Here is an 11,967-nt window from a genome sequence, read left to right as displayed (position 1 = left end):
ACCGCTTGCGAGGTGCCTGCGTTGCCACTTGCATTCGTTGAAGAATTCGAACACCTCGGATAGCCCGAAAGATAGCACAAGGATTAAGCACCTGCTCATGCACCCGTCACCTCTCAACATGGTTCCGCCCGTCATGCTGGCGCCGATGGCTGGAATCACGGACTTGCCGTTTCGCTCCATCGTGTCGGAGTTCGGTGCAGGTCTCGTCGTGTCGGAGATGGTTGCCAGCCATGATATGCTGAACGCGCGACCGGGCAGCCGGGAAAAGGCAGAGCTGGGTCTGGGCGCTGCGGCAACTGCCGTGCAGCTGGCCGGGCGCGAGGCGCAGCCGATGGCCGAAGCCGCGCGCATGGTTGCGGGGCAGGGCGCGCGGGTGATCGACATCAACATGGGGTGCCCGGCCAAGAAGGTTGTGAACGGCTATTCCGGGTCGGCCCTGATGCGCGAGCCGGACCACGCCCTGCGCCTGATCGAGGCGGTGGTGGGCGCGGTGGACGTGCCCGTCACGCTCAAGACCCGGCTGGGCTGGGACGATGCCATGATGAATGCGCCCGACATTGCCCGGCGGGCAGAGGCGGCGGGTATCAAGCAGATTGTCATTCACGGGCGCACCCGGTGCCAGTTCTACAAGGGCCGTGCCGACTGGGCCGCGATCCGGCGGGTCAAAGAGGCGGTGCACATACCGGTCATTGCCAATGGTGACATTGTGGACGTGCAATCGGCGCTGCATGCGCTGGCCCTGTCGGGCGGTGACGGGGTGATGATCGGGCGCGGTGCGCAAGGCCGACCCTGGGTCCTCGCACAGATTGCGCACCATCTCTACGGCACGCCGCCGCCTCTTGTGCCGACGGGGAATGCGCTGACCACGCTCGTGCTGCGCCATTACGACGACATTCTGCGGTTCTACGGTGATGCGCTTGGCCTGCGCGTCGCGCGCAAGCATCTGGGCTGGTACATGGATCATGCGGGCACGCCTGCGGACCTGCGCCGCGCCGTTCTGACCGCCAAAACGCCGGCTGACACAGTGGCCGCACTGTCCCGCGCGTTGGCTGCGGCCGAACGGACCGAGGCGGCATGACCGGGCCGGGCGATCTCTGGGCATCGCTGCCGGTGCCGACGATCCTGATTGGGCCGATGGATGAGATCGTCGACATCAATTCCGCCGCCGAAGGGTTTTTCAACGCCTCCGCCCGCACCATGTGCGGCCTGCCGCTCTGGGATCAGCTGGCCGTGGATGCGCCGCTGGAAGACAGCCTCGCACGGGCGCGCAAGAACGGCACGCCGCTCTTCGTAAATGACGTCGACGTGGGCAACGGACAACGTCCGCCGCTGCAATGCGCGCTGCAGATCGCGCCCCTTGTCGGAGCGCCGGAACACATGGTGCTGATGATCTCGCCCCGTGAACTGGCGGGACGCATGACCCAGAACCATTCCGTCAAATCGGCGGCGAAGTCGGCCATTGGCATGGCCGAGATGCTCGCACATGAGATCAAGAACCCTTTGGCGGGCATCACGGGTGCGGCGCAACTCTTGAGCATGAACCTCAAGCCAGAGGACCTCGAGCTGACCGATCTGATCGTGGAAGAGGGGCGGCGCATCGTCAAACTGCTCGAACAGGTGGAACAGTTCGGCAACCTGTCCCCGCCCGATATGCGGCCCGTCAACATCCACGATGTGCTGGACCGCGCGCGCCGCTCGGCCTTGCTGGGATTTGGTGCGAACATGACGATCATCGAGGATTATGACCCGTCCCTGCCGCTTGCGTTCGGTGATCCGGATCAGCTGTTGCAGGTGGTTCTGAACCTGCTGAAAAACGCATCCGAAGCGGCGGGCACGCCCGGTGGCACGATCCGCCTGCACAGTTTCTTTGAACATTCCTTCCGCCTGCGCCGCGCCGATGGCTCTGGTCAATCGCTACCGCTCCAGATCGAGATCATCGACGACGGTCCCGGTCTGCCCGAGGGCATTGCGGCGGACATCTTTGACCCGTTTGTGTCGGGCAAGGAGAATGGCACCGGCCTGGGCCTCGCGCTGGTGTCCAAGATCATTTCGGATCACGACGGCTGGATTTCGGTGACTTCCGTGCCGGGCCAGACCGTGTTCCGCCTGTCCCTGCCGCGCGCGCCCAAAGCGGCCCTTTCCGCCCCCAACCCCGAGGAGTAACCCATGGACGGTACAGTTCTTGTTGCTGATGACGATCGCACGATCCGCACGGTGCTGACGCAGGCGCTGACGCGGGCGGGGTGCAAGGTGCACGCGACCTCGTCGCTCACCACGCTGATGCGGTGGGTGGGCGAAGGCAAGGGGGATGTCGTGATTTCGGACGTGGTGATGCCCGATGGCAATGGGCTTGAGATGCTGCCCAAAATTTCCCATGACCGGCCCGGTCTCCCGGTCATCGTGATCAGCGCACAGAACACGATCATGACCGCCATTCAGGCGGCAGAGGCCGAAGCCTATGATTACCTGCCCAAGCCGTTTGACCTGCCGGACCTGATGAAACGCACGGCCAAGGCGCTGGAGTTGCGCGGGCAATCGCGGGCGCGCACGGTCGAAGATGAGCGCCCGGACGAGCTGCCCCTCGTGGGGCGCACGGCGATCATGCAGGCGCTTTACCGCGTTGTGGCGCGGGTGATGAACACGGACCTGCCGGTGCTGATCTGGGGCGAAAGCGGGACGGGCAAGTCGCTGATTGCGCGCGCCATTCATGATTTTTCGGACCGGCGGACGTTGCCTTTCGTGACCGTGACGGCGGCAGAGTTGCAGGATCTCGAAGGCCCTGCGCGCGTGTTGGCAAAGGTCAAGGGCGGCACGCTGCTGATTGATGAGATCAGCGACATCCCCGAAGAACTGCAGGCCCGCATCGTGCGCATGATGGACACGCCCGGCGAATATGTGCCGCGCTTTCTCGCCACCAGCCAGTCTGACCTGACGGACGCGATGGAAGCGGGGCGGGTGCGCAAGGATCTCTACTATCGCTTGTCGGGGGCCACGCTGAATGCGCCCGCACTGCGCGAGCGTGTGGATGACATCCCGCTTTTGACCGAGCATTTCCTCGCGCGTGGGGAAAAGTCGGGGCAGGCGCATCGTACGCTGTCAGAGCCTGCCGCCGAGATTTTCCGCACCTACAGCTGGCCCGGCAATGTGCGCCAGCTGGAGAACGCCGTGCGCCGTCTGGGCCTGACCAGCCGCGCGCCGGAGATTACAGCGGCCGAGGTCGAACAGGTGCTGGGCAATCAGCCGGAACTGGAGCCGATGCGGTCGGGCGGGGACACGGAAAAGCTGGGCGCGTCGGTGGCGCGGCATCTGCGGCGCTACTTTGACCTGCACGGCAACATGTTGCCGCCCCCCGGTCTCTATCAACGTATCCTGCGCGAGGTTGAGGCACCGCTGCTGGAAATTGCGCTGGATGCGACGGGCGGAAATCAGGCGAAATGCGCGGATTTGCTCGGGATCAACCGCAATACGCTGCGCAAGAAAATCACCGATCTCGATATAGAGGTGACACGTCGACGCAAATTGATGTAATACTGCCACACAACCCGTGGCATTCGCGCCGCAAGGCGCCGGGTGACCACTGGATATGGCGGTAAGGCGCAGCAAGCGCCACATCATCGAGGGCGTGCCACGTGGCATCTACGACACGAACCTCCCTATGGGTGCGGTTAGGGCGTCTGCGTCGCAAACGGCGGGTGCGCAATTTCGCGACGCTTGGTCTTGTGGTGCTGGGCCCACTACTGGCGCTTGTGACCTATCTCATTCTCGGGCCGCTCGATCAGGGCGGTCGGTCGCTCGCACTGCGGCTCGTGCTGCTCGCGGACCTTGTCTATGTGATGATGGTGGCGGCGCTGGTCATGTCACAGATCGCGCGCCTGATCGCGGCGCGCCGGGCCAAATCCGCAGGCAGCCGCTTGCACCTGCGCCTGACAGGGGCCTTTGCGCTGCTGGCGCTGATCCCGACGGTGACGGTGGCGGTGTTTGCGGGGCTGACGGTCAACATCGGCCTTGAGGGCTGGTTTTCTGAACGGGTGAGCCGCGTGGTCGGCAATTCGCTGGCCGCAGCACAAGCCTATGAGGCGGAGCAGCGCGAAGACCTGGCTGCGGATGCGCGTGCGCTAGCCCGCTATATCGATACGGTGCGGGGCGCGCAGATTGTGGGGGATCGCGAGGTCCTGACCGAAGGGCAATTGCAGGTGCAGCGGGGCCTGCGCGAGGCCTATATCGTTGATGGCACAGGTGAAATTCGCGCGCGCGGCGACCGGTCTTACCTCTTTGATTACGAAGAGCCGGAGCGCACCGATTTCGACGCCGCAATCGAAGATGGCATTCGCATCATCGAAGACTGGCCGCGCAATGAATTCCGGGCGCTGGTGCCGCTGGCGTCCTATGTGGACCGGTTCCTTTATGTCAGTCGCGATGTGGATGGTGAAATCCTGTCGCTTGTCGATGAGACGCAGGAAACCGTGCTGCTCTACCAGCAGCTTGAGAGTGAGCGGGGCCGCGTGCTGTTCCAGTTCGGGCTGCTTTACCTGGGCTTTGCGCTGATCCTGATCCTGGCGGCGATCTCGTTGGGTCTGTGGTTTGCCGAACGGCTGAGCGGGCCCGTGGGCCGTCTGACGGGGGCCGCGCAACGGGTCGGCTCCGGCGATCTGGACGTGCAGGTGCGCGAAGAAGAGGGCGACGACGAAATCGCCATGCTGGGCCGGTATTTCAACCAGATGACGCGCCAGCTCAAGGGGCAGCGGCAGACGTTGCTGGCCAATACCGAACAGATCGAACGGCGGCGCAGGCTGTTTGATTCAGTGCTCAGCTCTGTCACGTCCGGCGTTGTGGGTGTCGATCCGGCGGGCAAGGTCACCTTTGCCAACCGCTCGGCCGAACGGCTGCTGGATTGGCAGGAGGACGCGCAGGAGGCCGTGCCGCTGGCCGTGGCGATCCCGGAATTTGCAGCGCTCTTTGCGCTCCTGAAGGCCAGCGGGCAGGAAGTGGCGCAGAGCGAGGTCAAGGTGACCCGCAACGGGCAGCTTGAAAATCTGCTGGTGCGGATGGCGACGCGGCGGAATGCGAACGGGCGGCTCGAAGGGTACGTGATCGCCTTTGACGATGTGACGGACCTTGTGTCGGCGCAGCGGATGGCGGCCTGGGGCGACGTGGCGCGCCGCATCGCGCACGAGATCAAGAACCCTCTGACCCCGATCCAGCTGAGCGCGGAGCGGATCAAGCGCAAGTTCGCGCCCAAGGTCGGCGAGGACAGTGACAGCCTTGAACAGATGACGGATGTCATCGTGCGCCAGACCGGCGACCTGCGCCGTATCGTGGACGAATTTTCAAAATTCGCCCGGATGCCGGAGCCGGAGCGGACCAGCCAGAACCTTGTGACCCTCGTGCGGGACGCCGTGGTGCTCCAGCGTGCGGGCCAGCCGGATGTGGAGATTGCTGACGATCTGCCGAGCGAGGACATCCTTGCGGATGTGGATGCGACTATGATCTCACAGGCGTTGACCAACCTTGTGAAGAACGCGGGCGAAGCCATTGAAACCCTTTACAGAAAGGGCGCGCCCGACGGGCATCGCCCCCGTATCGAGGTGCAGATGGACACCGGCCCGCGCGGCGCACGGATCACCATCGCGGACAATGGCATTGGCCTGCCCGAGGACCGGGCGCGCCTGTTTGAGCCGTATGTCACCACCCGCGATGAAGGCACCGGCCTTGGCCTGCCCATCGTCAAGAAGATCATCGAAGAACACGGGGGCACTCTGACCCTCGAAGACGCGGCCCCCTTTGAGGGTCAAACCCATTTCGGCGCGATGGCAGTGATCACACTGCCCCTTGCGCCGGCAGTTGTTGAGCAGGAGCAGGCGGTATGAGCGATATTCTGATTGTGGATGATGAACGGGATATCCGGGAGCTGATCTCGGACATTCTGGAGGACGAAGGCTACGCCACGCGGCTGGCGGGCAATTCCGACGACGCGATGGGCGCGATCAACACGGGGGAGCCTGCGCTGATCATCCTCGACATCTGGCTCAAGGACAGCCGGATGGACGGGATCGACATCCTCAAGACGGTCAAGCGCGACAATCCGGACGTGCCCGTGGTGATCATCTCGGGCCACGGCAATATCGAGATTGCGGTGGCTGCGATCAAGCAAGGCGCCTACGACTTTATCGAAAAGCCGTTCAATATCGATCAGTTGCTGGTGGTGATCCGCCGCGCGATGGAAACGAGCCGCCTGCGCCGCGAAAACCAGAGCCTGCGCCGCCCCGAAGCCGCCCCCGCGCAGATGATCGGCAATTCCGCCAGCTTCCGCGCGCTGGTGTCGCAGCTGGACAAGGTGACCAAGTCCAATGGCCGCGTGATGCTGACCGGCCCGGGCGGCAGCGGCAAGGAGGTTGCCGCGCGCTATATCCATGCCAACTCGAACCGGTCGGATGCCCCGTTCGTGACCGTGAACTGCGCCGGTGTGGAACCGGAGCGTATGGAAGAGGTGCTCTTCGGACGCGAGACGGCGGATCGCGGGGTAGAGCAGGGCCTGCTGGAGCAGGCGCATGGCGGTGTCGTCTATTTCGACGAGGTGGCCGACATGCCCATCGGGACGCAATCCAAGATCCTGCGCGTGCTCGTGGATCAGCAGTTCCAGCGCGTGGGCGGCACCGACAAGGTACGCGTGGATCTGCGTGTCATCTCATCGACGAACCGCGATCTGGACGAGGCGATTGCCGCGCAGACCTTCCGCGAAGAGCTGTACCACCGGCTGAACGTGGTTCCGATTGCGGTGCCGAGCCTCGAGGAAAGGCGCGAAGATATCCCGGTGCTGGCCGCGCATTTCATCGACGAGTTCAACGGCGCGCAGGGTCTGCCCAAGCGCGAGCTGAGCGAGGACGCCTCGGCGCTGCTGCAGACGATGGTCTGGCCCGGCAATGTGCGTCAGTTGAAGAATATGGTGGAACGTGTGTTGATCCTTGGCGACGGCACCGGCCCGATCGAGGCCAAGGAACTGCCCGGTCCGGCAGAGCCCGAGGCCGAAGAGGGGCGCGTGGTCCTCTCCGGTGCGCTGGCGACGCTGCCCCTGCGCGAGGCGCGCGAGGCGTTCGAACGCGAATACCTGCTGACCCAGATCAACCGGTTCGGCGGCAATATCAGCCGCACGGCGAATTTCGTCGGCATGGAACGCTCGGCCCTGCACCGCAAGCTGAAATCGCTTGGCGTGGTTACCGCGTCCAAGGGCGGTGCGCGTGTGGCTCAGGTCGAAGAGGCGCAGCAGGCGGCGGAGTAACCCGCCGCCAACCGGGCGTGTCACCGCGCCCGCGTCTCCAACTGTGCCAGAACGTCGAGCCCCTGCATGTTCAGGAAATGCAGCATGTCGATGAAGATCCAGTTTTCGGCCAGCTTGTCGCCGTCGCGGCGATAGATATCGACCACGCGCATGTCGGCCTTGCGCCCTGATGGCGTCAGGCCCAGATACGGGCCGGTGCAGTCCATCGTCAGGTTCGGCCAGCCAAAGAAACCGCCATAGTTGCCTTCGGCAAAGCGGGCGATGTGCCCGTTGAATTGCCGGTCACCCAATTGCCTGCGAAACGGCTGCTGGTGCTGCTCGATATAGCGATCGATGGTGTAGGTCGCGCCGATCCCCGTCGGCCCCCACCAGACCATGTCGTCATGCCAGTGCCGGGCAAGTTCTTCCTGCGGCGGGGGCGGGGTGTCGGTGGCGTTGACCTTGGAAATCATGCCGATCATGTCGTTGATCAGGTCCAGCGTCTTCGCGCTTTCGCCTGCGTCCTGAGGCTCCAGCAGGATGGCGTCATGGGTCATCGGCCCCGGCTGTACCAACTGTGCAGCGGTCATGTTGGGCAGCGGGTACTGTCCCGCCTGATGCATCAGGTGCAAGAGGTCACAGAAGAACGCCTGTTCGACGATGCGCCCGTCCAGCACCCGGCTGAATTCGGCAAAGCGCAGCATGACCAGTTTGCCCGTCGGCTGGATGCCCAGAAACGCGGTGTCAAAGAGGCCCATGATATGCCCCATGCTCGCCACCCAGATGCCGTCCGCGCCCTCAAGCGTATTGTCCCCGGCAAAAAACGCATCGACCCGGCGTTGCGGCCGGGTCAGCGCAGTCATCAGCGGTGTCCAGAATTGCCCCGCCACCGCGTCGATCCCGTGCTGTTCGTGCCAGGGGTGCATGCCGCGCCAGTGGACGTCTGGGTCCATGTGCAGCGACAGGGCCTGGCGCACATCCGCCGCGCCCGCTTGCGAGATCGCGGCGTGGTGCGCGCGGACAATGGTTTTGGCGTCGTGCAGCCGGGCGGCGGCCTCAGCCGCGCTGGACGATGTGGATGCTGCCGTCTTGGTTTCTGATGACACAGGTCTTCTCATTCAAGGTTGGGAGGATGGTTGTGCGCCCGTCGGGCGCGGCTTGGCTCACACCTGCAGGGCAGGCGGGTATTTCAACGGGGGCATAGCCGCGATCAGCCATGCATTGCCCCTTTACGCGGGCGCGCAGGTCGGCGTTGACGTCTACGCTGTAGACTTCGCCCGGAACCCAATAGCCTGCGCTGTGATGGCATTTGCCGGTTGCGTCGCAACTGCTGCGACCGCGGACAAAGCGCGGCGGCCCTTGCCGGACCACGTTGGCCACAGGCGCGTCGCGCAGCGCTTGCACGTCACATTGCGTGGTGTCGCGTTCCAGCTGTGCCACGCTCACCCCTTCGGCGTAGAAGGTGTTGAGCGGCAGACAGGCCGCACCGGCCAGCAGACAGGACAAGGCGATCCAGACACGCATGCCCTGACCGTGCCCCAATCCCTGCGCTTTGGCAATTCCCATTTGCACACGTGTGCAAATATTGACCACGCGGTTCGGCTCTGTCATGCAGGGACGCTGAGATTGCGGACGAACACCGTCCCGGGGCCAGGCCAAGGACAGCGCATGAAGGTCATCATATGCGGAGCGGGGCAGGTAGGTTGGCAGATTGCCCGCCACCTCTCGGGCGAGCGTAACGACGTCACCGTGGTCGACAGCGATCCCGACCTTGTGCGGCGCGCCACGGACACGCTTGATGTGCAGGGGGTGGCCGGCTTTGCGAGCTATCCGGATGTGCTGGACCGGGCGGGCGCGCGGGATGCGGATATGGTGATTGCGGCCACCCATTCGGACGAGGTCAACATGGTGACCTGTCAGGTGGCGCATTCGGTATTCGGCATCAACCGCAAGATCGCCCGCCTGCGCAGCCAGTCCTACCTGAGCGTCATTTACTCTGACCTCTACCGGCGCGACCACATGCCCATCGACGTCGTGATCAGCCCCGAACGCGAGGTGGCCGCCGCCGCCCTGCAACGGCTGAGCGCGCCCGCCGCGTTCGATACGGAATTGTTCATCGACGGGCAGGCACAGCTGCTGGGCATTGCTCTCGACGATGATTGTCCGGTGCTGAACACGCCGCTGCGCCAGCTGACGGACCTGTTTTCGACCTTGCGGGTTGTGGTTGTGGGCATCCGGCGGGACGGCACGCTTTTTGCGCCCGAGGCGGGGGATCAGCTCTTTGCCGGGGACGAGGCCTATGTCTTTGCCCATGTGGACGATGTGCCCCGCGCGATGGAGGTCTTTGGCAAGACCATGCGCAAGCAGGAACGCGTCGTGCTGGTGGGCGGGGGCAATGTGGGTCTGGCCGTGGCGCGCGCGCTCGAAGGGCGCGCGACACGGGTGCGTGCCAAGGTGATCGAACGCAACCGGCGGTGCGCGGAACTCGCTGCCGAAGCGCTGGAGCGCACGATTGTGCTGAACGGCGACGGTCTCGATGTGGCGCTTTTGGCGGAGGCGGGTGTGGCGCGCGCGGATGCGATGCTGGCCGTGACGGATGATGACAAGACCAACATGCTGGCCGCGGTGCGTGCGAAATCCGAGGGCTGCCCCTATGCCATCGCGCTGATCAACGATCCCACGCTGGTGCCGATGATGGGGCCGCTTGGCATTGACGCCTATATCAACCCGCGTGCCACGACCGTGTCGTCGATCCTGCGGCATATCCGGCACGGGCGCGTACGGTCGGTCTATTCCATCGGGGACGCCGACGCAGAGGTGATCGAGGCCGAGGTTCTGTCGACATCGCCCATGGCGGGCCAACGCATCAACGAGATCGACTTTCCCGAAGGTGTGCTGGTCGGAGCGGTCCGCAAGGGCGACGAGGTCATCCGCCCCGTGGGCAAGACCCGCATCGACGAAGGCGATGTGATCGCCATCTTTGCCATGGCCAAGGACGTGCCGGAGGTGGAGCGCCTGATGCAGGTGTCCATCGACTTTTTCTGATGCCAGTGCGGGGGCAGCAACGACCGGGCATCGGCGCAACCGTGTTGCGCCTTCCGCTGTTCCTGATCGTGCTGGGCGTGTTTTCGGCGCTGATGATCATTCCGGCGGTCTATGCCGGGCTGATCCGCGAACATGTGACGGGCCGCGCGTTTCTCTATAGCGGGCTGTTGGGGCTGATCATCTTTGGCCTCATCGCCTTTGCCCATGCCGGGCGCGATCCGCGGCACGGGCCGTTGGGACCGCTCGTGTCGCTCTTTTGTGCGTTTGTGTTCCTGCCCGCGGTGCTTGCCGTTCCGTTTTACGAAGGGCTGCGGACCACGACGTTTCTCAATGCGTATATCGAGATGGTCAGTGCGATCACCACGACGGGTGCCACGCTCTTTGACGATCCCGAACGGTTGAACCCGGCGCTGCACCTGTGGCGCGCCATCGTGGGCTGGATGGGTGGTTTGCTGATGTGGGTGGCGGCGTCCGCGATTCTGGCGCCTCTGAATCTTGGCGGGTTCGAGGTGACGGCGCGGGCCGAACCGGGCCGCCGCGCCAACACGGATGTGGGCATGACCGCCCCCGAAGTACGGGTGCGCATCGGCAAGGTGAGTGCGGTGCTGGTGCCGATCTACATGGGGCTGACGCTGCTGCTATGGGTGCTTTTGTCGGTGTCGGGGGACGCGCCGCTTGTCGCGATCAGCCATGCGATGTCGATCATGGCCACTTCCGGCATCTCGCCCGTGGGCGGGCTCGAAGCCGGCGCATCGGGCATCACGGGGGAAGTCGTGATGATGCTGTTCATGCTCTTTGCGTTGTCGCGGCTGACCTTTTCCACCGACACCGTCAATGCAGGCGCGGGCAACCTGCTGCGCGATCCGGAGTTCCGGATCGGTATCGCGCTGGTCATCATTGTCCCGCTCTGCCTGTTCCTGCGCCATTTCGCAGGTGCCATCGACGTGAACGCAGAGGAAAGCGTGGGCGACGCGGCGCGTGCGCTCTGGGGTGGAGCGTTCACGGTGATGAGCTTTTTGACGACCACGGGGTTTGCGTCCACCTATTGGGCCGCGGCGCAGTCGTGGTCCGGGCTGGAGACACCCGGTCTGCTTCTTCTGGGGCTTGCGGTGATTGGCGGCGGGGTCGCGACCACAGCGGGGGGCGTCAAACTGCTGCGCGTCTTCGCGCTGTATCAAAACGGGCTGCGCGAGATGGAGCGGCTGGTGCATCCGTCGTCCGTCTCCGGCGCGGGCGTCATGGGGCGGCGCTTGCAAAAGGACGGTGCATTCATCGCGTGGGTGTTTTTCATGCTCTTTGCGCTGTCACTGGCCCTCGTTTCGATCGCGCTTGCCGCGACCGGGCTCAGCTTTGAGACCGCCCTTGTCATGACCATTTCGGGCCTGTCCACGACCGGCCCGCTGCTGGATATGGCAGGCGATACGCCGATCCGGCTGAGCGAACTGAATGTGACCGCAAAATCCATTTTTGCCGCCGCAATGGTGCTGGGACGGCTCGAAACCCTTGCCATCATCGCGCTTTTCACGCCTGATCTGTGGCGTGGCTGAGCGGGGCACCGCTATAGGTCCGTAACGGACTGTTTTTTGGGGTGGAATGTTCATTTGGCAAAAGACATACTCTTGCCGGTGGGATGGTCTGGTCCGCAGGCCTAAGCAAGAAAAAAAGGG

9 protein-coding genes are annotated in these 11,967 nt (G+C 64.1%); 7 read left to right on the top strand and 2 right to left on the bottom strand.

Annotation, left to right across the window (positions count from 1 at the left end):
• Window positions 1–118 precede the first annotated feature (118 nt).
• The 5 genes from dusB (at window position 119) to ACERHN_RS19600 (ending at window position 7,276) form a co-directional block, all read left to right on the top strand.
• Entirely contained in the window at window positions 119–1,078 is a 960-nt protein-coding gene (gene dusB / locus ACERHN_RS19620; RefSeq protein ID WP_415920695.1) for a tRNA dihydrouridine synthase DusB, read from the top strand.
• Window positions 1,075–2,163 carry a two-component system sensor histidine kinase NtrB gene (locus ACERHN_RS19615; protein ID WP_415920694.1) on the top strand — a complete coding sequence of 363 codons (1,089 nt, stop codon included), beginning with the start codon at window positions 1,075–1,077 and terminating at the stop codon, window positions 2,161–2,163. Before dusB ends, ACERHN_RS19615 begins: the two co-directional genes overlap by 4 nt.
• 3 nt (window positions 2,164–2,166) lie before the next feature.
• Window positions 2,167–3,528 carry a response regulator gene (locus ACERHN_RS19610; protein ID WP_415920693.1) on the top strand — a complete coding sequence of 454 codons (1,362 nt, stop codon included), beginning with the start codon at window positions 2,167–2,169 and terminating at the stop codon, window positions 3,526–3,528.
• A gap of 131 nt (window positions 3,529–3,659) precedes the next feature.
• On the top strand, window positions 3,660–5,867 hold the full coding sequence (locus ACERHN_RS19605) for an ATP-binding protein (protein ID WP_415922776.1): 2,208 nt from the start codon (window positions 3,660–3,662) through the stop codon (window positions 5,865–5,867).
• On the top strand, window positions 5,864–7,276 hold the full coding sequence (locus ACERHN_RS19600) for a sigma-54-dependent transcriptional regulator (RefSeq protein WP_415920692.1): 1,413 nt from the start codon (window positions 5,864–5,866) through the stop codon (window positions 7,274–7,276). The genes ACERHN_RS19605 and ACERHN_RS19600 overlap by 4 nt, the downstream gene beginning before the upstream one ends.
• A gap of 20 nt (window positions 7,277–7,296) precedes the next feature.
• Here ACERHN_RS19600 and ACERHN_RS19595 read toward each other — a convergent pair whose 3' ends face one another.
• Window positions 7,297–8,361: an ester cyclase gene (locus ACERHN_RS19595; RefSeq protein ID WP_415920691.1), complete on the bottom strand. Its 1,065-nt coding sequence runs from the start codon at window positions 8,359–8,361 to the stop codon at window positions 7,297–7,299.
• Window positions 8,312–8,779: a hypothetical protein gene (locus ACERHN_RS19590; RefSeq protein ID WP_415920690.1), complete on the bottom strand. Its 468-nt coding sequence runs from the start codon at window positions 8,777–8,779 to the stop codon at window positions 8,312–8,314. The genes ACERHN_RS19595 and ACERHN_RS19590 overlap by 50 nt, the downstream gene beginning before the upstream one ends.
• A gap of 144 nt (window positions 8,780–8,923) precedes the next feature.
• Between ACERHN_RS19590 and trkA the strand changes: the two genes are divergently transcribed.
• Window positions 8,924–10,300 carry a Trk system potassium transporter TrkA gene (trkA, locus tag ACERHN_RS19585; RefSeq protein ID WP_415920689.1) on the top strand — a complete coding sequence of 459 codons (1,377 nt, stop codon included), beginning with the start codon at window positions 8,924–8,926 and terminating at the stop codon, window positions 10,298–10,300.
• Window positions 10,300–11,847, top strand: a complete 1,548-nt coding sequence (locus tag ACERHN_RS19580; protein WP_415920688.1) for a TrkH family potassium uptake protein — start codon at window positions 10,300–10,302, stop codon at window positions 11,845–11,847. Before trkA ends, ACERHN_RS19580 begins: the two co-directional genes overlap by 1 nt.
• Window positions 11,848–11,967: the final 120 nt, after the last annotated feature.

It is taken from the genome of Tateyamaria rhodophyticola (genome assembly GCF_047777875.1).
Taxonomy (GTDB): domain Bacteria; phylum Pseudomonadota; class Alphaproteobacteria; order Rhodobacterales; family Rhodobacteraceae; genus Tateyamaria.
The sequence above is the reverse complement of the archived record's forward strand: the minus strand, read 5'-3'. Positions and strand labels throughout refer to the sequence as shown.